The sequence below is a fragment of the Desmonostoc vinosum genome, from assembly GCF_059505385.1.
The window spans coordinates 1-19,302 of record NZ_JCACKM010000024.1 but is presented as its reverse complement, the minus strand read 5'-3'; the positions used below and the strand labels follow the sequence as shown (position 1 = coordinate 19,302).

The following is a 19,302-nucleotide window of genomic DNA, read 5'->3' as shown; positions in this document are numbered from 1 at the left end:
CTCTACATTACAACAACGCCTGGGTCATGGATAATTGTAAATATCCATGACCCATTGTTAATTAGGATGTAGCATTTATTGGTAAACTTAAACAACCTACCTTTACTGTTTGTCAATTGGTTGAAGACACTTATATGCAACAACAATACCGACTCAACCAATCAATTAACTCACCGCTTTTGACTCGCCTTCAACTTCGCTGAGATGATATTCTCCCTCACTAATTGTTGCTGAATTAGCTTAAAATTTTCACTAAATTAAATAACAAAAAATCATGAAACGTCGCCAGGTTTTGAACACAGCTGCAATCGCCACGGCAACTGCTGCTACTTTAGTATCTTGTACCCGAACTAGTACATCCCCGAACGTCCAAACAGGACAGCCAAATGTGCGCTGGCGAATGGCGACTAGCTGGCCTAAGTCTTTAGGTACTTTTATCGGTGCAGAAACAGTAGCCAGGCGGGTTGCAGAAATGACCAATGGACGTTTCAAAATTACACCATTCGCAGCTGGGGAGTTAGTACCAGGGTTGCAAGTCCTTGATGCTGTGCAAGCCGGAACTGTCGAATGTGGTCACACATCTAGCTACTATTACATCGGCAAAAGTCCAGCATTAGCTTTTGCGACTTCCGTACCCTTCGGTTTGAATGCTCAACAACAAAACGCCTGGATTTATCACGGTACTGGACTAGAAACGATACAAAAAATTTTTACCAACTTCAACGTGATTAACTTTCCCGCTGGTAGCACTGGCGCCCAAATGGGGGGATGGTTCAAAAAAGAAATCAAATCTGTAACTGATCTCAAAGGTTTGAAAATGCGAATCCCTGGTTTGGGGGGACAAGTCATGTCTCGCTTGGGAGTCAACGTGCAAGTATTACCTGGAGGTGAAATTTACTTAGCATTGGATAGGGGAGCAATTGATGCTGCTGAGTGGGTTGGCCCCTACGATGATGAAAAACTTGGATTAAACAAAGCTGCTCAATTCTACTATTATCCTGGTTGGTGGGAACCGGGGCCAACCTTGGATGTATTAGTTAACTTGAACGCCTGGAAGCGTCTGCCCAAAGAATACCAGGAAATTTTTAAGACAGCAACTTTAGAAGCTAACTTAAATATGCTGAGTAATTATGATGCTTTGAATGGAGAAGCATTATCACGATTAGTTGCTGGCAACACCAAGCTGATTCCCTACAGTCAGGATATTATGCAAGCAGCCAAGAAAGCATCCTTTGAGCTATTGGATGAAAATGCCAGCAAAGACGCAACTTTTAAACAAGTTTACGAACAATGGAAAACTTTTCGCCAGAGTGTGTATAACTGGAATCGCATTAATGAATTAAGTTATGCCAATTTTGTTACATCAAATAATGGCTGATTGGAGAGAGTGCAGAAGCGTTTAGACAAGACGCTATAATCGGTAGGCGATCGCATTAGCTACAAGTACCAATCTCAAGCTAATCATAACGAATTTAATCACGAATTACGTTAGCGCAGCGGTAGCGAGTCATCGAGCGTCATTACGAATTACGAATTATTTAATGTGCTTATGACACATTTACAAATAATAAAAAAATCCCCTTAATTTATTTATGGGGATTTTTGTTACAGACATATTTTTAATTACGAATTACGTGTGATGTGAATTAGTAATTATTAGCATTGTTTTGATAGTTTCGAGACTGAACTTGCAGCGAAAGCGCCTAGTGCTAGCAAACCCAAAATTGATGTAGGTTCAGGAACTTTAGTTGCATCTAGCTTCACATTATCGAAATCGACTTCTATACCTTCGCTTTGTAAGTTACTAAGCAATCGGATTTCTAATGATTTCCCTAAATTGGCGTCATTGGCTGAAGCTAAATAGGATAAAGTTGAGGTGATAAAAGCTCCTTCCGCCACGCTTTGGCTATTAAAATCTTCTGCAATTACAGTTCCTCCAGCCAGTAGTTGAATAACGTAGCCAGGAAAACCAGCCAAAGTAGTAAAACCACCAAAGGGAGGAATATTACCAACCTCAACCTCTAAGGTATATTTTGTGTCTGCTGTTAAAATACTAGTCAGCGTCTGTGTGATGCCAACAATGCCACTTCCTGGAGGATTAGTTAAATATAGATATCCAACATTATTGCCCTCTGGTGCTTCGCCAGCAAAAGCATCAGCTGAAGGATTATAAGCACCAAAAACCGGAGTCGCACCCGGATCAGCAGGTATAATATCTGATGGATCGTATAATTCCCAACCTGGTAGCACATTAATAGTAAAGCCTTCTTCGCCAATTACAGAGTCTTCAAATCCTGCGTTAGAGATACTCAAAAGTACTGCTTGGGCTTGAGGGACTTCAAAAGCGATCGCCATGGTAAAAGCAGCACCAGTAGCTACCGTAGAAGCAATTTTGCGGAAGAGGTTTTTGATGATCATTTTGGTATAAGTTTTTGATTGCAGATTCAGATGACAGAATCCTAACATCAACTTTTGTTAATACCAGGGTTTATACTTAAGTTTTACAAAAAATTTAAATATTCGCTGATAGCAGTTCATAGTGACTTCAGCTACACCCTAGCCTCTAGCCCCTAATCTCTTCTTTGGCATTGCTGGAGAAAACGCAGCGGAATTTCTTGACTTTTTCCCCAATGCAAATGAATGTAAGAGGCGTGAATATTCATTGGGCAACCCCATCCCTCACATCCAATTTTTTCTTCACAATCGTAACGATAAGTTTCAAATAAAGGCTGATGGGGAGTTGAGGTTAAACGAGAACGATGAAACTCATGTCCGTAAATATTTATACTTACTGGCAATAGTAAACTATCTTGCAGAGCGACGGCACGACGATAACCCAAGGTAAGACGCTCACCCATGACAGCCGATGTAGGCAAAACTCCCACCATCGGCCAAACTTTACCTGCAAAGTCGATAATTTGCTCACACAAATACATCAATCCCCCGCATTCGGCGATCGCCGGCATTCCAGCTAAAATAGCAGTCTGCACTGCTTGACGAGCGCTGGTATTTTCTGCAAGTTGCTGGGCAAACACCTCCGGAAAACCACCCCCAAAATACATTCCCAGCACATCCGATGGTAGTTCCGCATCTACTAAAGGACTCCAGAAAATCAGTTCTGCACCCAACTGTTGCAGCAAATCGAGATTGTCTTGGTAGTAAAAATTAAAAGCGCGATCGCGGGCAATGGCGATTCTGATGGGATGTGGTATCCTGCGGGTTCTGCTTCGCAGTACGACTTCGCTCACCAACCGGGGATGTGGTTTGACTCCGCTCACCAACCGGGGATGAGGAAGAGATGTTTGCAGTAAAGGTAATAAATTTTGCCAGTCAAAGCAAGTATCACCCAAGTCTGCAAGGCGATCAATGAGAGTGTTTAGTTGGGGAAGTTCTGCTGTTGGTACTAAACCTAAATGGCGATCGGGAATTGTGATGTTATCTTGACGCCTTAGCACGCCGAGAATGGGTAATTGCAAAGGTTGTAGGGCTTCTTTGAGTAGGAAGAGGTGGCGATCGCTTCCTACGCGATTAAGCACCACTCCAGCAATTTTAATTCTCGCATCAAAGGAACGATAACCATGGGCGATCGCCGCTACAGAACCAGACAAACGACTACAATCAATTACTAATAATACAGGTAAATTTAGTAGCCGAGCGATGTGAGCTGTACTGGCAAAATCAGTTATCTGTTCTTTGTCTTTTGCAAATGACGAAACCCCATCAAATAACCCCATCACTCCTTCTACTAAAGTATATTCAACTAATTGGCTATGATCAGCAAAACATTGCTGCACGTAAGTTTCTGAAGTGAGAACTGGGTCTAAATTCCGACAAGCGCGTCCTGTCACATAAGTATGGAACATGGGATCAATATAGTCTGGCCCCACTTTAAAAGACTGTACTTGTAAACCTCGGCGACATAAAGAAGCTAAAAGGGTAAGCGTAACAGTTGTTTTGCCCACCCCACTGCGTTCTCCGGCAATGATCAGACCCATGAAAAAGTTAGAAATTTTGAGTTAGGCATTAAACTATTCTAAGAGATCAGGGGCTAGGGGCTAGATTATTTGGGGATTGGGGACTGGGGATTGGGGACTGGGGATTGGGGACTGGGGACTGGGGATTGGGGATTGGGGACTGGGGAATTGATTATTCTCCGCGTCCCCGCGTCTCCCTCATCCTCCTCATCCTCCTCATCCCCCGCGTCTCCCTCATCCCCCTCATCCCCAGTCATCAGTTATCTAATTTTGTGAGGTTGTTGAATGTCGCTAGAAATACGCTCCGATTGGCAGGAAGCAGAAATTCGTGCAATATATGATATGCCACTGCTAGAGCTGGTTTATCAAGCTGCTAGCGTGCATCGTCAATATCATGATCCCAGAAAAATCCAAGTCTGCAAGCTCATCTCTATCAAGACGGGAGGTTGTCCAGAAGATTGTAGCTACTGTGCCCAATCTTCTCGCTACAAAACAGAGGTGAAACCGCAAGCACTTTTAGAAAAGGAAACAGTAGTTAGCATTGCCCAAAAAGCTAAAGAAATGGGTGTAAGTCGTGTATGTATGGGTGCTGCTTGGCGGGAAGTGCGAGATAACTCACAATTTGAGGAAGTCCTAGAAATGGTTAAGGACGTAACCTCAATGGGTTTAGAAGTATGCTGTACTCTGGGGATGCTGAGCGCAAATCAGGCCAAGCGATTAGAAGCAGCGGGACTTTATGCTTATAACCATAACTTGGATACCTCCCAAGAATATTACAGCACTATTATTACCACTAGGACATATAGCGATCGCCTAAACACAATCGAGAATGTCCGGCAAACAAATGTCACCGTATGTTCTGGCGGCATCCTCGGTTTAGGCGAAAGTGTTGATGACCGTGTAGGAATGTTACACACTTTAGCAAACCTGCATCCTCATCCTGAGTCTGTACCAATTAATATTCTCTCGCAAGTACCAGGTACACCTTTAGAAAATCAGCCCGATGTCTCCATTTGGGAAGTCGTGCGAATGATTGCCACAGCACGAATTACTATGCCAACTTCCGATGTACGTCTCAGCGCCGGTAGGGCTAGACTCTCCAAAGTTGAACAAGCCTTTTGCTTCATGGCAGGAGCCAATTCTATCTTTTCGAGCGACGACAACAAAATGCTAACAGTGACAACCCCTTGTCCAGATTATAATGCTGACCGAGAAATGCTCAATTTACTCGGCTTAGAAACCCGTCCCCCCTCGAAGAGGGAGTTGGGAGTAGGGGGATGAGGGAGATGAGCAAGCAGGGGGAGAATAAATAATTACGAATTACGCGCTTCGCAGCGTAAAGCCTGCGGCATAGCTTCGCTTAGAGCGACACAGGAGCGTCGCGTCATTACGAATTACGAATTACCCAGACATTCTACCTTTTTGCTAAAAAATTGAGCATCACTGAAACCACAGCATCTGGGGACTCAACTAAGAAGCCATGACCCCCCTTTTCAATAATCACAAGTTCAGCATTGGGAATGTCTTGTACTAGTTGCTGAGCAAACTTTATTGGCGTCAGAATGTCCTGCTGACCAACTAAAACTAAGGTGGGACAGTGAATATCTTTGAGGCGGTCTGATGTATCAGCGCTAATAATAGCTTGACTGTGATGATAAAGTGTGCTGTTCGTCGGTAGAAAAGGATAGTTAATTGCAAACTCGATGAGCTGTTCTATCATTTGCGGAATTGCATAAAACTCATCTGTGAATATCCAAGGCAATATCACTTTTTCATAAAGCCTCAAATCTATACTGCTGGGAAGGTTGCCCCAAGTCTCTATGATGCTATGAAATCGCACATCACCCTTGGCCCAAGATGAAAGCAGCATCAGACTTTTTACCTTTTCTGGATGCGATAAAACTAGTTCTTGGGCAATCTGACTACCCATTGAATGACCCGCCAAATGCACCTTGTCAATCCCGATATATTCAAGCAATGTCGCAACATCACTCGCCATCTGTTTTAAACTATAGGGGCCATTGGGAGCAGAACTTCTTCCCATACCAGGATTGTCTAAACGAATCACTTGATAGTGCGAAACCAACGATGGCATGATTAACGACCAATAAGCATGATCACACATGAAGCCAGCAATTAATAATAATGGCTCACCCGCACCCTTAATGTCGTAGAACAAATCAATTCCATTAATTTGAATTTTTGTCATAGTTACACTAATTCGTAATTCGTAATTCTCCCCCTGCCTCCCCTGCTTTTTATCCCTCCCACTCCCCACTGTTAAACTTTTGAAGCTGTCTGTTTAGATGTTGTGGTATCTACTAATGGTTGTGCCGATCGCAATACTGCATCCAGCAATCCTGGAAACAATGCTTCTAAATCTTCACCGCGCAACTTATTGATATGCTGTGTCCCCTCTTTACGCGTCAAGACTATCCCCGACTCTCGCAAAATTTTAAAGTGGTTGGACATGGTGGATTTGGCGATCGCAAAATCAAATCCAGCACAGCACTCTTCACCCTTGGTGGCTAATAACCTCACAATCTCTAACCGTACTGGATCGCCTAATGCATACAGCACTCCCGGTAAAGATATATCTTTTCTATCTGGATGATATAGGAATCTCATAATTGCATTATCTCGTAAAGTGGCATATATTTTTATAATTCGATATTATCGAATTATAGAATTAAATCGGAAAGACAGTTATGTCATCCATTACAAATGTTACAGAAGCCACATTCAAGCAAGAAGTCCTAGAGAGTGAAATTCCGGTATTAGTTGACTTTTGGGCACCTTGGTGTGGCCCTTGTCGGATGGTAGCTCCGGTAGTAGACGAGGTTGCCGTAGAATATGCAGGACAGGTAAAAGTGGTGAAGCTAAACACAGACCAAAATCCTACTGTCGCCAGTCATTATGGTATTCGGAGCATCCCAACATTAATGGTATTTAAAGGGGGTCGGCAAGTGGATACCGTTGTTGGGGCAGTTCCCAAAACTACCTTGAATAAGACATTAGGACAGCATATTTCATCTTAACGATGAGAGGTAGGGGGCAGGGGGCAGGGGGAGATGAGGGAGATGAGGGAGAAAATTTCTCCGCGTCCCCGCGTCCCCGTTCCCAATTCCCAAAGTTTGTTTAATCCAAAATTCGCAAAATGGGGCAAAGCGAAATGGACTTGAAATTAGAAGGTAAATCCGCGCTAGTGAGTGGTTCGACCGCAGGTATTGGTTTTGCGATCGCTCAGACATTAGCACAAGAAGGTGCATCGGTGATTGTCAACGGTCGGTCTGAGAACAGAGTGGCACAGGCGATCAATAAAATTAAGCAAAATACTCCCGACGCTAAAGTTTTTGGTGTCGTTGCCGACACAGCAACCAAAGCTGGAGTTGAGCAAGTTTTCCAAGAAGTTTCTCACATCGATATCTTAGTTAATAATCTCGGCATTTACGAGCCAAAGGCATTTTTCGATATTACTGATGAAGACTGGCTTCACATATTTGAGGTTAACGTCCTCAGTGGTATCCGCTTAAGTCGGCAATACTTGCAAAAGATGCTAGAGCAAAACTGGGGACGGATAATTTTTATCTCCAGTGAATCTGGCGTTCAGATTCCTACAGAAATGATTCACTACGGTACGACTAAAACGGCCCAAATTGCGATTGCAAGGGGTTTAGCACAAATTAGCGCTGGCAGTGGAGTTACTGTAAATAGCGTCTTAGCAGGGCCAACCCGTTCAGAAGGTGTTGAAGACTTTATCGCCAAGATGGCACAAGAACGTGGTGTTAGCCCATCTGAAATAGAAGCTGAATTTTTCCAAAATGTGCGTCCAACTTCCTTAATTAAACGTTTCGCAACTAGCGAAGAAGTTGCAGCAATGGTAGTCTATCTTTCTAGTCCCCTAGCTTCAGCAACCAATGGTGCAGCTTTGCGGGTAGACGGTGGTGTTATACAGTCGATTGTTTAATTTGTCCTTTGTCATTTGTCCTTTGTTGTTTGTCTAAAACTAGTGACCAATGACCAAATAAATTAAAAAAACAGGAGCGTCTCATGAGTTCTATCACCCAAACCCAACCTTTAGATGTACCCAGCGCTATTATTCAGCGTCGCTCAATCAAAACTTTCAAAACAGACCCTATTGCTCCAGAATTGCTCAAGCAACTGGTAGATTTGACTGTAGCTGCACCTAGCAGTTTTAATCTTCAAGATTGGCGCATTATTATAGTGCAAGATGAAGCACAAAGAGCAGCCCTATCAGCAGCATCGTGGAATCAGAAGCAAATTGTACAAGCACCCGTCACTTTTGTCTTTGCTGCCGATTCGAGTGCAGGCGATAAAGACTTGACCCCAATTTTAGAGCAAGGACTGCAAACTGGTGCATGGAACGAGGGTACAACTAACTACTTTAAAAACTCAATTCCTCAATTTCAAGCCTCTTTAGGAGACAAGCGACGCGAATATGCCATCAAAGATGCGATTATTGCTGCCACCCATTTAGTATTAGCAGCTGAAAGTCTGGGGTTATCCACATGCTTTATGAATGGCTGGGTTGAAGAGAAAGTAAAAGAAGTAATTGGGGCGCTAGATAATCCAGATATAGCGATCGCTGTTTTAGTTCCTGTTGGCTATCCAGCAGAACCACGTTTAAATCCAGGCCGCTTACCCTATGCCTATAACGTTTCTGTAGACAGAATCGATAATCCTTATGAAGGTTAGTGGGGAGCAGGGGAGAAATCAAAAACACCCATTCCCAATTCCCAATTCCCCATTCCCAACTCACTTATGAAAATAGATTTTGGTGCGACTGCTGGTGATTATGCAAAACACCGTGCTGGCTTTCCTAGTTCGTTATTTGACAGACTCGCTGAACATGGTATTGGCTTAGCACAGCAGAATGTTGTTGATCTGGGCACAGGAACAGGCACGTTGGCGCGTGGGTTTGCAGCTAGAGGTTGTCATGTGATTGGTATAGATCCGTCAGTCTCACTTCTTGAACAAGCTAGACAGTTAGACCAATCTGCTCAACTTAAAGAAGTTGATTATCGCGTGGCTACTGCCGAGAATACTGGTTTACCAGACGCAAGTGCAGATGTAGTTACGGCTGGACAGTGCTGGCATTGGTTTGACCGTCCGCGTGCGGTGCAAGAAGTGGTACGTATCCTCAAATCAAATGGGTATATTGCGATCGCTCATTTTGATTGGATACCCTTAAAAGGTAATGTGGTTGAAGCAACCGAACAACTGATAGAAACGCACAATCCAGCGTGGAAAATGGGCGGTGGCAATGGTTTGCACCCTTTGTGGTTACAAGATCTTGCCGAAGGAGAATTCCGAGAAATCCAAACATTTTCTTACGATGTATTTGTGCCTTATACCCATGAAGATTGGCGGGGACGAATTCGTGCTAGTGCTGGTGTGGGAGCCAGCCTCACACCAGATCAAGTGGAAATATTTGACCGAGAACTAGCGGCATTACTGCAAGTAAAATTTACTACACCAATTCTTCAAGTTCATCATCGAGTTTGGGCTGCGATCGCCCGTGTTGATTGAAGAGAGGCGGGGATGCACTTCGACTTCGCTCAGTAACCGGGAGATGAGGGGGATGAGGGAGGGAGAAAATTTCTCCGCGTGTTTGCGTCTCTATTCCCCACTCCCCACTCCCTACTCCCTACTCCCTACTCCCTGTCTAGGCAAATAATTTCATTAATCAAGGAAACAATCATGATTGAGCTTTATTATTGGACGACACCAAACGGACATAAAATCACAATGTTTTTAGAAGAAAGCGGACTGCCTTACACCATTGTTCCTGTGAACATTGGTGCTGGAGAGCAATTTCAGCCCGACTTTCTCAAGATTTCTCCCAATAACCGCATTCCAGCGATTATTGACAAAGAACCAAAAGATGGGGGTGGGGCGATTTCGGTATTTGAGTCTGGGGCGATTTTGCTGTATTTGGCAGAAAAAACCGGTCAATTGATTCCTCAAGATTTGCGCGATCGCGTTGTAGTTTTAGAGTGGTTATTCTGGCAAATGGGAGGACTGGGGCCAATGGCTGGACAAAATCATCACTTTAGTATCTACGCTCCCGAAAAAATTGAGTATGCTATTGATCGCTACGTGAAGGAAACAGGACGCTTATATGCGGTGCTAGATAAGCAACTAGCAAATAGAGAATTTATCGCAAGCGATTATTCCATCGCTGATATTGCCGCCTATCCTTGGATTGTGCCTTATGAGCGCCAAGGCCAAAAACTAGAAGACTTTCCCAACCTCAAGCGCTGGTTTGAGACAATCAAAGCCCGTCCCGCGACAATTCGCGCCTACGAAAAAGCAGAAACCTTCAAAAATCAAGCATTGGATCTCGAGAAATCACGAGATTTGTTATTCAACCAGTCAGCAAAGACTGTTCAATAAACTTCTTGCATGAATCAGTTAGGGTGAGGGAGATGAGGGGGACGCGGAGAATAATCAATGACTATTCCCTATTCCCTATTCCCTATTCCCTATTCACTATTCCCTATTCCCTATTCTTTCAAGAATTATTTCCTAAATATTTAGCTTTTAGTTCTTCTAATTCTTCATCTATTTTGCTTTTGCTAGTAGGTTGAGATGTTGAATTAGAAGATTTTTGTTGAGAATTATTAGGAGATTTACCACCTTGCATAAATTGAGTTTTCATTTCTTCTAATTCTTGATCAATTTGACTATTAGATTTATTGACAAATAATGTGTGTGCAGAATTGGCAGATGAGATGGTAGTAGGTTGTGCTGATGGTTCTTGCTCTGTTTGACTATTAGATGTGTTGACAAATAATGTGGGTGCAGCAGTCGTAGGTGGGGTTGTGGGTTGTGCTGGTATTACCAATGTGGCAGGTGCTTCCCACGGTTGATTCAAATCGTTAAGAACTTCATCTACTGTCTGATAACGTCGAACAGGGATACTTTCTAGCATCTTGTTGAGAATACGACTCAACTGGCTGCTAACAGGAGTTGTGAGGTATTGCTGCCAAACCCAAGTATCATGACTGATATCATATGAATCGAAAGGCGATCGCCGAGTTAATAAGTTAATGCAAGTAGCGCCCAAACTGTAAATATCGCTGGCAAAAATAGCCTTACCTCTAATTTGTTCTGGAGCCATATATTCCGGGCTACCAATACTAGTCCCAGTTCTATTTAAGGCAGTGCCAGTGGCAGATTTAGCAGCACCAAAATCGACTAAAACTAGTTTGCGTTGGGCTTCGCCCTTCCCGTAGGCATCGCTTTTACGCAAAATAATATTTTCAGGCTTGATATCACGGTGAATAACTTGTCTAGCATGACAAAATTGCAAAACCGATAACAAATCATCCAGCAATTGCCGAATCTGTGTTTCGTTGAAAGCACCCTTGTGTGAAAGTTCCTGGGCTAAATTATGCCCATCGATAAACTCTTGTACAAGATACTGTCTATCATCTTGGGTAAAATATGCCAAGAGTTCGGGAATTTGTGAATGTTTTCCCAATTCATCCAGTTGCACTGCTTCTTGGTTAAATAACTCTACCGCCTTTTGCACAGTATTAGTGCCTTGGGCTTGAGGATAAAACTGCTTAATTACACAGTGCGGTTTTGAAGGTTTATCCTCATCCATTGCCAAGAAAGTTCTACCAAAACCACCTTGTCCTATTGGTTTAATAGCACGGTAGCGTTCTTTGAGGAGTAACTTAGAACCACAATTCAAGCAAAACTTAACATCATTCGGATTTTCTGGTTTTGAACAAGGGGGATGAAGACAGTAGCTCATGAAAGGTGGCGCTTATAATCGCTCTTACTTATCTTTTATTTTGCCCCCTCTTATGCACAAGGAGGTTTATTTCATTAAATATCTATATTTTAGACAATAACCCAATTGAGATGAAAAGGAATAGGGATTAAACAATTCGCAATTCCCCATAAGCTGCATCGTATGCTGAGCAAAGTCGAAGCCCATAACCAACCCCGTGAACTACGTGGGCTGAGCGAAGTCGAAGCCCATGACTAATACCAATTCTCTAAAACTCGGCTACACATTCAAACTCCGAAACCCATACTAAGATAAGAGTTTCTTAATTACGAACTACGCGCTTCGCAGCGTAAAGCCTACGGCATAGCTTCGCTTAGAGCGAGTCCTTGAGCGTCATTACGAATTACGTTAGCGCAGCGGTAGCGAGTCCTTGAGCGTCATTACGAATTGGTATAACCCCGTGAACTACGTGGGCTGAGCGAAGTCTTTCGCGGAGCGTCTCCAACAGGAGAAGCCCACTCCCCATTTTCAACCTACCAAGTGGTAATATTTGAATACTTTCAACTTACTTAAGCACCTTCAACCCGGAAAACCACCTAAAGTGACTGAATAAGTACCAGTACCTGACCAAAAAACTATGCTGATGAGAATTTGGACTGCTACAGTTGTGCTATCATCTTCTTGGCTGATATCTGGGGTGATAGCTTCTGAGCCACTCAACTCCAGTTCTAGTTTAGTGCAAAAACCTACAATATATTCTCAGTCAACAATTGCAAAACCAGTTATCGTCAGTGAAGCAGAGTTTGGTATCAAAAGGGTTGACTCTGAAGGCCAAACTATTCTTGTTGAAACCAACAAGATACCACTGATTGAGGGCAATGCTTACGGCTGGCGGATTAAGCTGAGAGATTATCAAGGGGAAGTCAAATGGCGCGAAGTTCTGCGCTTGCCAAAACGTCCGGAAACCTGGAGTACAGACAACGGTGAAAACTTTTCCATCTCAACTGATGGCACTACAGCAGAGACAAAGCGCACACAATCAGCTCCAAATGGTGTAATTGAAAATTTTTGGACAATTGCCCCCGGTGATCCAGCTGGTCAGTATAAAATAGAGGTCTTTATTGACGATCGCCTAATCAGTTCTTTTAATTTTGAAACGATTATAGTCGAGCAAAATCGAATGTAATAATGCAAGTTGTCATTTGGCAAATTTTCTTCCCATTCCTAATTCCCCAGTACCTCCATTCCCAAACAACTAGCCAAACCAAATAGTATCTTGGAAATAGAGGTTTGATACTTTTTGGGATGGCGATAGTGAATATAGAAGAATTCGAGCTATTGATCGAAAAACAACCCTCATGTCTCCAGACAATGCCGAAAGCTATGCAAGCTTTGTGGTATGACAACAAAGGTGATTGGCATCAAGCACATGAAATAGTTCAAAATGCCAACGATGCTGATAGTGCTTGGGTTCATGCCTACCTGCACCGACAAGAGGGTGATTTGAATAATGCCCGTTACTGGTATCGACGCAGCCACCAGCCAGAGTTTTCAGGAGAATTCCGTCAAGAATGGGAGCAAATAGCTTCGGTACTGCTGAATAAGGTTCACTCCTATGGATGCTGAGGAATTAATGCGACGTTACGCTGCTGGAGAAAAATATTTTCCAGCAGTCAATTTGAGTAGAATCAAGCTAATAGGAGCCTACTTACCTGGAATTAATTTATGGGGAGCCAATTTGAGCGGAGCTAATCTCGCCAAAGCCAAACTTTGGGGTGCAGATTTGAGTAGAGCTAATTTAGCTAAAGCAAACTTGACTAGAGCAAATTTAAGCGGTGTTAAACTCAATGAAGCAAATCTCCGAGGAGCAAAGCTGAACCATGCCAAGCTGTATGGAGCGAATTTGACTGGAGCTTATTATGATGAAAGCACTCGATTTTCTAGAGGTTTTGATCCTATTAGCAGCAATATGTGTAAGTTAGAAATCTAGCAAAAAACAGCCTTTTACATATATATATACAAATTAAGCATTTACCATCAAAAACTGATAATTGATATCATTGAGCAAAATTTTTCAAATCAATGTTGCGTAAGGGATAGACGCATTATCTACAGATGTGTACCTTAATTATGTAACTAAAACGGAAACATTAAGCACCTTTTGACTGCATTTTGGTGGCTGTTCCTACCAAAATGCAGCTTTTATGGTTATTTGTCCTTTGTCAATACAAATGACTAATGACTTGTGCAATTTAGCTATGTTTTAATTGCTCAACTTCTGGCAAATAAACTTATGAGCGCTTCCATTTGAATTCAATTTCTAATTCCTGCTCATCCTCGGTACGATCATACTCAAATGTGATCGTCACCTCTGATGGTACATAAATGCGCTCTCCTGCAACAGAAATCTGAAAAGCTTTATTTTGCTCTAAAGCGTCTGCTAATCGCCGTAGCTTCGAGACAACTTCTTGTTTGGAGTATGATTTCTCAACATCAATATCCGCTTCGTTATTCATGGCTGGCTCTGCATATAATCAAAGTTAAATGTGATAATTCGCGATGTCCAGATCCCCGACTTCTTTGAGAAGTTAGGGATCTTAGTTCTCACGAATGATTCAGGATTGCTATAGTGATTTCGCTTCATTTAAATTTAAGACAACGAGCAAATTATGACATAAGATGAATTACGCTTCAATCTATATTAGAGATTTAGATGAATTGAAATAAAACTTCCTAATTGTGAGCGTTTGTCTGTGAATTTTTCAATCCCCAATATAGATTTAGGTTAATTTAAATTTAAAACTTGGTAAATTTGACCAATGTTGCAATATATTTAGTAGTCATGTAACCAGGTTAAAATGTTGTAATAAGTTTTCTTGTGGGGTGGGACGGAAAACCTGCCACGGACGAGCGAGACGTCCATTCCACAAGAGTTTTTTTGCATCATTTAAAGGTTGCCACACTACTATTTTCTATTAAGCTAATAATCATTCAAATTGCATCCCCGCGTCTCCCCTTAAGCGCGTCCCCCGAAGTTTGCTCAACGGGGGGAACCCCCGCACGCAACTTCTCTCCGCGTCTTTCTGAGGCAAAGGATTATGCAAGTTAAAGGCAGATTAGCTTACCCAACTATTTTTTAGATAACTTTAATAACTCGCTAATATTTAAAAGCTTAGGAGCATCTTTACTCATAACTAAAGGTAATCTTCCATCCCATTTTTCTATTGTTTGTCTTTCTAAAATCTCAGCAGTTAAACTATCATGCAATAATCTATTTACTTCTGCTTCACCTCTTGCTAAATTAATCTTAGCTTCAGCTTGCTTTACGGCTTTTAAAGCAATAAAATCTGCTCGCTTCGCATCTTGTTCAGCAATTTGTTTTGCTTCTACTGCTTCGCTAAATTTCTCCGAAAAGTTAAAATGAACTAGTGAAATATCATCAACTAAAATATGATAATCGCATAATCTAGTTGTCAATGTAGCGTCAACTATCGATTTTACTTCTCCTCGCTTGATAACTATTTCTTCTGCTGTATAACTTGCCATAACCGCTTTTAAAACTTCTTCTACTGCGGGGTTAATAATTTTGGTGATGATATCTTGTTCATCACCAATCTCTTGAAAAACTATATTTATTTCATTAGGTATGATGTGCCAGTTTAATGCCACATCAGTAAAAATTTCTTGTAAATCTTTAGAAGAAGCCTCAGCAGAAATTTCTTGCTTTTGCACCCTCACGCTGATTTTTTTGACTGTATTGACAATAGGAATTATTGTATGTATGCCTTCTCCTAAAACTTGCTCTTGTACCTTGCCAAACTGCATTAATACGCCGCGTTCTCCAGCACCAACTACCACAAAAGGTGTAAGTAAAATTGTAATTAAAAATAAAATTGCGGTTAGTTTACCAGCATTATTTGTCAATTGAAACTGTTTCATATTGAGTCAGATAATTTTTATTGTGTTTCTAAAAATTTCTCAATAGGTATTCTATAATACTACATTAAATTGGTAGGAATATGCTAATTAATAATTTTAAAGTTGGCGATCGCAGTCTTGGCTCAGTATACATTTAATAAGCTGTGTAGCCAAAAAGATAATAATTTCAGTCCAAACCCCATGTATGATATTTAATGTAAATATACTTATATAACTTAAGCTTAACAATGTTCAACCAATTTTTAAAATCACTGATCCGCTATTGGTTAATAATTCTATTTATTATCAGTTTTACACTTTGTTTTTGCTTAAATAATTTACAGTTTACAACTCTGCAAGCAATTGCTCAAACTCCTAATGCTTCTCAATTAGTCAAGCAAGGTATTGCCAATTATAAAAGTGGAGAATTTCTGGATGCAATTCAACCTTGGAAAACAGCTTTGGAGTTATACCAAAAAAGTAATGATTTTCCAAATGTAGCAATTATTAATGAAAATTTAGCAAGAGTATATCAACAGTTGGGTGAATATGAGCAAGTGCTGAGTTATTGGCAGAAAGTAATTGCTCACTATCGCTCTATTAAAGATTTTACGAAAGTGGGAAGAACATTAACAGAGATAGCACAAGCTTATATTAGTTTAGGGCAAACCGGAAAAGCAATTGGTATTTTGTGTAGTACGGTTGATGCAGAAAACCAAGAAGAATTAGGATGTCAAAAAGCAAGTGCATTACAAATAGCTCTCCAACAAAAGGATAAGCAAGGGGAAATTGCAGCATTGGGAAGTCTTGGTGAGGCTTACCGTTTGCAAGGTAATTATGATATTGCCATTAAGCGTTTTGAAGAGGCTAAAAATAGTCATCTTTATAGTTCTGCGATTTTCAATAGTTTAGGTAATACTCTTGTAAGTCGCGCTCAATTATGGAATCTCCGCGCTAAATCTGCTCAGAAACAAGGCATTATTAAAGCAAGTGAATTTAAACGAAAAGCAACAGAAGATTATCAACAGGCACTGGGATATTTTCTGGCAAGTTTTGAGGAAGCTAATCAACAAAAAAATAAATCTGATGAGATGCGGAGCTTGCTGAATTTAATTCAACTTTATTATTCAGCTAGAGGCATCAATTTATTTGATCTAGCTAAAGTCGATGTATATATTCAAAAAGCTTTAGAAATAATTGATCAATTACCTAATTCTGTAAATAAAGTATATGCTGCGATCGCCATCGCAAATTTACCTGCACTCAATGTTGAATATACTTCACCGTTAACGGAATGTTCAGCAAAATTAAAACAACCAGAGCAGATAAAAAAACTATTTAACAAAGCCATAAAAGTCTCTCAAACACTACGAAACTCACGCTCGGAATCTTATGCTTTAGGAGCGCTTGGTCATTTCTATGAGTGTCATCAGGAATATCAAAAGGCTTTAGAATTAACTAAAAAAGCTCTTTGGATGGCAGATCAGAATTTGCAAGCTAAAGATAGCCTATATTTATGGGAGTGGCAAGCTGGGAGAATTTTACTCAAAGATAGAAACAAAAATCCTGAAGCGCTTGCTTTTTATAAGCAAGCATACAATAATCTAGAAAAATTACGCAGCGATATTTTAATTGCAGACCGCGATTTACAATTTGATTTTCGAGATATCATTGAACCTTTCTATCGCCAGTTAGCACAGTTGCAATTAGAACTAGCTGTATTAGATACTACTAACTTACAAGAACGTAATCAAGTATTAAATAGTGCGTTAACAACAATTAATTCACTGCGATTAGCAGAAATTCAAAATTACTTTGGTAATGATTGTATTCTGACAGCAGTTAATAACACAACAGTTGATGATATTTTAGAGAAAGATACTGCGTTTATCAGTTCAATTATTTTGAAAGACAAAACCGGAATATTGTTGACATTACCCAATCAAGAAAAATATTTAAAATGGATCAATCAAAACCAAGAAGTCTTTCGAGATAAAATCGACAAATTTCGTCAGAGTATTATTGCTGGACAAGAAACATTTACTTACGATACTACACAAGCAGAAACTTTATATGAGTTAATCATTAGCCCCTTTGAAAAATATTTAAATGCACAGCAAATTAAAATTTTAGTATTTATCCAAGATAGTTTTTTGCGTAACGTCCCAATGGCTGCACTTTATGACAAAAAACAAAATAAATATCTCATCCAAAAATATGCCATTGCTACAACTCCTAGCTTACAGTTAACTTCAACAAAAAAACTCAAAATCCAATCAAGTCCAGCTCTAATTTTGGCTGTGAGTCAATCGGCGAAGGTAGATGATAAATTGTTTGATAGCCTCACTAGTGTTCCTTTAGAAATAGAAACAATTCAAAAGCAATTTTCTGATAGTAAAAAGCTTGTAGACCTAGATTTTACGGCTAAGAATTTAGAAAAAGAAGTTAAAAATAGAGTTTATCCTATTATCCACATTGCAACCCACGCACAATTTGAAACAGTTCCAGAGGATACATTCTTAGTTACAGGAGACAATAATAAACTAACAATTAATCAACTAGAAAATTTATTAAGACAAGCTGGTAATGGTTCCAATTTAGTTGAACTATTAGCATTAACAGCTTGTGAAACAGCGGTTGGTGACGATCGCGCCACCTTGGGATTAGCAGGTGTAGCTTTACAAGCTGGTACTAGAAGCGCAATGGCTTCATTATGGTCTGTGGGAGATGAATCTACAGCAGATTTAGTCACAGAGTTTTATAGTAGATTACGTAATTCAGACATGACTAAAGCCCAAGCTTTGCAAGCTGCTCAGTTAAAACTAATTAATGCCAAGAATATTGCAGAGATTAATGACCAATACGATCACCCATATTACTGGGCACCTTTCATTATTATCGGTAATTGGTTTTGAAGCAACAAGAGCTTTTCAAGTGCCTGTATTGCAGACTTACAATCATCTTCCCACTAGGCGATCCTTAGATCTTGCACCTGCCCAATCTCCCGCCAGAGAATAAATTCTCGCTCTTATTAGGTTAAGTCCACTTAAGTGGACTTAAATCTATGCTTTTTGTGAGATTTAGTCTTCTTGAGAGGACTTTTGCTATTAGCCATAGGTTTCTAACCGAATGGCACTAAGAAAAGCGGAAACGCTTATCGATTAAGCAGTCTGCAATTGTTTACGTAATTCTTGCCGGGGTTTGGTCAATCTGGGGTAGGCTTTGGGGCGGCGTTTGGTGACTCGTGGTTCGCTGCGTGCAGGACGTTGACTCAATTTATCCTTGAGGATTTGTACTCTTAGTGTCACAGTATTAGTTATGGTATTGGCTTACTTGTATCAAAGAAAGTATTTCATGAACGAGTAAGCTTTTTCTACCTAAAAAAATTTTTGCACACCCCCTACATACTTGGGGACTTCCATTTTACCGACATAGCGATCGCACTATGGGTCGGTACAAGATCCCAAAAAGCTCTCTCAACAAATCGATACTGCGGCACACTTTGTGAACGCAACTCTTGCACTTTGCATCAAGCACAATCTCCTGAGCCATACATCCATCGTTTAAGAACGTTAAAAGCTCTGGTGCTTCAGCAATTCTCATTTTAAGAATGATAATTATTACCACTAACAACTATGCAAAATT

The 19,302-nt window shown here is 40.8% G+C and carries 19 protein-coding genes and 1 pseudogene; 12 read left to right on the top strand and 8 right to left on the bottom strand.

Features of this window, described 5'->3' with window-relative positions; all coding sequences use genetic code 11:
• Positions 1–68 precede the first annotated feature (68 nt).
• Positions 69–203: pseudogene (locus AC5JMF_RS02775) on the top strand (Uma2 family endonuclease); the annotation flags it as partial.
• A 71-nt stretch (positions 204–274) separates the two neighbouring features.
• Positions 275–1,378: a TRAP transporter substrate-binding protein gene (locus AC5JMF_RS02770; protein ID WP_495794200.1), complete on the top strand. Its 1,104-nt coding sequence runs from the start codon at positions 275–277 to the stop codon at positions 1,376–1,378.
• Positions 1,379–1,656: 278 nt separating this feature from the next.
• On the opposite strand, the gene AC5JMF_RS02765 is transcribed toward AC5JMF_RS02770, so the two are convergent.
• On the bottom strand, positions 1,657–2,418 hold the full coding sequence (locus AC5JMF_RS02765; RefSeq protein ID WP_495794199.1) for a PEP-CTERM sorting domain-containing protein: 762 nt from the start codon (positions 2,416–2,418) through the stop codon (positions 1,657–1,659).
• 152 nt (positions 2,419–2,570) lie between these two features.
• Positions 2,571–3,995: a cobyrinic acid a,c-diamide synthase CobB gene (locus tag AC5JMF_RS02760; RefSeq protein ID WP_495794198.1), complete on the bottom strand. Its 1,425-nt coding sequence runs from the start codon at positions 3,993–3,995 to the stop codon at positions 2,571–2,573.
• 264 nt (positions 3,996–4,259) lie between these two features.
• On the opposite strand from AC5JMF_RS02760, the gene bioB reads away from it, so the two are divergent.
• Positions 4,260–5,255, top strand: coding sequence for a biotin synthase BioB (gene bioB, locus AC5JMF_RS02755; protein ID WP_495794197.1), 996 nt, complete (start codon positions 4,260–4,262; stop codon positions 5,253–5,255).
• A gap of 133 nt (positions 5,256–5,388) precedes the next feature.
• Here bioB and AC5JMF_RS02750 read toward each other — a convergent pair whose 3' ends face one another.
• The gene (locus AC5JMF_RS02750; protein ID WP_495794196.1) at positions 5,389–6,183 is read right to left on the bottom strand and encodes an alpha/beta fold hydrolase; all 795 of its coding nucleotides are present in this window, start codon (positions 6,181–6,183) and stop codon (positions 5,389–5,391) included.
• Positions 6,184–6,254: 71 nt separating this feature from the next.
• Positions 6,255–6,602 (bottom strand): ArsR/SmtB family transcription factor, encoded by a 348-nt coding sequence (locus tag AC5JMF_RS02745; RefSeq protein WP_495794195.1) that lies wholly within the window; start codon positions 6,600–6,602, stop codon positions 6,255–6,257.
• 80 nt (positions 6,603–6,682) lie between these two features.
• Here AC5JMF_RS02745 and trxA point away from each other — a divergent pair, with 80 nt between their 5' ends.
• The 5 genes from trxA (at position 6,683) to AC5JMF_RS02720 (ending at position 10,391) form a co-directional block, all read left to right on the top strand.
• A complete protein-coding gene (gene trxA, locus AC5JMF_RS02740; protein ID WP_495794194.1) occupies positions 6,683–7,012 on the top strand; it encodes a thioredoxin in 330 nt (109 codons plus the stop codon).
• Between the two features lie 119 nt (positions 7,013–7,131).
• Positions 7,132–7,941: an SDR family NAD(P)-dependent oxidoreductase gene (locus AC5JMF_RS02735; RefSeq protein WP_495794193.1), complete on the top strand. Its 810-nt coding sequence runs from the start codon at positions 7,132–7,134 to the stop codon at positions 7,939–7,941.
• An 83-nt stretch (positions 7,942–8,024) separates the two neighbouring features.
• Positions 8,025–8,690, top strand: coding sequence for a nitroreductase family protein (locus AC5JMF_RS02730; protein WP_495794192.1), 666 nt, complete (start codon positions 8,025–8,027; stop codon positions 8,688–8,690).
• Between the two features lie 66 nt (positions 8,691–8,756).
• Positions 8,757–9,524, top strand: coding sequence for a class I SAM-dependent methyltransferase (locus AC5JMF_RS02725; RefSeq protein WP_495794191.1), 768 nt, complete (start codon positions 8,757–8,759; stop codon positions 9,522–9,524).
• A gap of 171 nt (positions 9,525–9,695) precedes the next feature.
• On the top strand, positions 9,696–10,391 hold the full coding sequence (locus AC5JMF_RS02720; protein ID WP_495794190.1) for a glutathione binding-like protein: 696 nt from the start codon (positions 9,696–9,698) through the stop codon (positions 10,389–10,391).
• Between the two features lie 118 nt (positions 10,392–10,509).
• Here AC5JMF_RS02720 and AC5JMF_RS02715 read toward each other — a convergent pair whose 3' ends face one another.
• Positions 10,510–11,760, bottom strand: coding sequence for a protein kinase domain-containing protein (locus tag AC5JMF_RS02715; protein WP_495794189.1), 1,251 nt, complete (start codon positions 11,758–11,760; stop codon positions 10,510–10,512).
• A 616-nt stretch (positions 11,761–12,376) separates the two neighbouring features.
• On the opposite strand from AC5JMF_RS02715, the gene AC5JMF_RS02710 reads away from it, so the two are divergent.
• The 3 genes from AC5JMF_RS02710 to AC5JMF_RS02700 all read left to right on the top strand — a co-directional run bounded on the left by AC5JMF_RS02710 (position 12,377) and on the right by AC5JMF_RS02700 (position 13,729).
• Positions 12,377–12,925 (top strand): PM0630 family protein, encoded by a 549-nt coding sequence (locus AC5JMF_RS02710; protein ID WP_495794188.1) that lies wholly within the window; start codon positions 12,377–12,379, stop codon positions 12,923–12,925.
• A 185-nt stretch (positions 12,926–13,110) separates the two neighbouring features.
• Positions 13,111–13,365: a hypothetical protein gene (locus AC5JMF_RS02705; protein ID WP_495794187.1), complete on the top strand. Its 255-nt coding sequence runs from the start codon at positions 13,111–13,113 to the stop codon at positions 13,363–13,365.
• Entirely contained in the window at positions 13,355–13,729 is a 375-nt protein-coding gene (locus AC5JMF_RS02700) for a pentapeptide repeat-containing protein (protein ID WP_495794186.1), read from the top strand. Before AC5JMF_RS02705 ends, AC5JMF_RS02700 begins: the two co-directional genes overlap by 11 nt.
• A 301-nt stretch (positions 13,730–14,030) precedes the next feature.
• Here AC5JMF_RS02700 and AC5JMF_RS02695 read toward each other — a convergent pair whose 3' ends face one another.
• Both AC5JMF_RS02695 and AC5JMF_RS02690 read right to left on the bottom strand, forming a co-directional pair.
• Positions 14,031–14,255 carry an amphi-Trp domain-containing protein gene (locus tag AC5JMF_RS02695; RefSeq protein WP_495794185.1) on the bottom strand — a complete coding sequence of 75 codons (225 nt, stop codon included), beginning with the start codon at positions 14,253–14,255 and terminating at the stop codon, positions 14,031–14,033.
• 613 nt (positions 14,256–14,868) lie between these two features.
• Complete coding sequence (locus AC5JMF_RS02690) at positions 14,869–15,678, bottom strand: prohibitin family protein (protein ID WP_495794184.1); 810 nt, start codon at positions 15,676–15,678, stop codon at positions 14,869–14,871.
• 227 nt (positions 15,679–15,905) lie between these two features.
• Here AC5JMF_RS02690 and AC5JMF_RS02685 point away from each other — a divergent pair, with 227 nt between their 5' ends.
• On the top strand, positions 15,906–18,572 hold the full coding sequence (locus AC5JMF_RS02685; RefSeq protein ID WP_495794183.1) for a CHAT domain-containing protein: 2,667 nt from the start codon (positions 15,906–15,908) through the stop codon (positions 18,570–18,572).
• 246 nt (positions 18,573–18,818) lie between these two features.
• Here AC5JMF_RS02685 and AC5JMF_RS02680 read toward each other — a convergent pair whose 3' ends face one another.
• A complete protein-coding gene (locus tag AC5JMF_RS02680; protein ID WP_495794182.1) occupies positions 18,819–18,965 on the bottom strand; it encodes a hypothetical protein in 147 nt (48 codons plus the stop codon).
• Between the last annotated feature and the right edge of the window lie 337 nt (positions 18,966–19,302).

Bases quoted from the DNA above. Each gene is read 5' to 3' on its own strand.
- AC5JMF_RS02770 (WP_495794200.1), top strand. From the start codon at position 275: ATGAAACGTCGCCAGGTTTTGAACACAGCTGCAATCGCCACGGCAACT.
- AC5JMF_RS02765 (WP_495794199.1), bottom strand. From the start codon at position 2,418: ATGATCATCAAAAACCTCTTCCGCAAAATTGCTTCTACGGTAGCTACT.
- AC5JMF_RS02760 (WP_495794198.1), bottom strand. From the start codon at position 3,995: ATGGGTCTGATCATTGCCGGAGAACGCAGTGGGGTGGGCAAAACAACT.
- bioB (WP_495794197.1), top strand. From the start codon at position 4,260: ATGTCGCTAGAAATACGCTCCGATTGGCAGGAAGCAGAAATTCGTGCA.
- AC5JMF_RS02750 (WP_495794196.1), bottom strand. From the start codon at position 6,183: ATGACAAAAATTCAAATTAATGGAATTGATTTGTTCTACGACATTAAG.
- AC5JMF_RS02745 (WP_495794195.1), bottom strand. From the start codon at position 6,602: ATGAGATTCCTATATCATCCAGATAGAAAAGATATATCTTTACCGGGA.
- trxA (WP_495794194.1), top strand. From the start codon at position 6,683: ATGTCATCCATTACAAATGTTACAGAAGCCACATTCAAGCAAGAAGTC.
- AC5JMF_RS02735 (WP_495794193.1), top strand. From the start codon at position 7,132: ATGGGGCAAAGCGAAATGGACTTGAAATTAGAAGGTAAATCCGCGCTA.
- AC5JMF_RS02730 (WP_495794192.1), top strand. From the start codon at position 8,025: ATGAGTTCTATCACCCAAACCCAACCTTTAGATGTACCCAGCGCTATT.
- AC5JMF_RS02725 (WP_495794191.1), top strand. From the start codon at position 8,757: ATGAAAATAGATTTTGGTGCGACTGCTGGTGATTATGCAAAACACCGT.
- AC5JMF_RS02720 (WP_495794190.1), top strand. From the start codon at position 9,696: ATGATTGAGCTTTATTATTGGACGACACCAAACGGACATAAAATCACA.
- AC5JMF_RS02715 (WP_495794189.1), bottom strand. From the start codon at position 11,760: ATGAGCTACTGTCTTCATCCCCCTTGTTCAAAACCAGAAAATCCGAAT.
- AC5JMF_RS02710 (WP_495794188.1), top strand. From the start codon at position 12,377: ATGCTGATGAGAATTTGGACTGCTACAGTTGTGCTATCATCTTCTTGG.
- AC5JMF_RS02705 (WP_495794187.1), top strand. From the start codon at position 13,111: ATGCCGAAAGCTATGCAAGCTTTGTGGTATGACAACAAAGGTGATTGG.
- AC5JMF_RS02700 (WP_495794186.1), top strand. From the start codon at position 13,355: ATGGATGCTGAGGAATTAATGCGACGTTACGCTGCTGGAGAAAAATAT.
- AC5JMF_RS02695 (WP_495794185.1), bottom strand. From the start codon at position 14,255: ATGAATAACGAAGCGGATATTGATGTTGAGAAATCATACTCCAAACAA.
- AC5JMF_RS02690 (WP_495794184.1), bottom strand. From the start codon at position 15,678: ATGAAACAGTTTCAATTGACAAATAATGCTGGTAAACTAACCGCAATT.
- AC5JMF_RS02685 (WP_495794183.1), top strand. From the start codon at position 15,906: ATGTTCAACCAATTTTTAAAATCACTGATCCGCTATTGGTTAATAATT.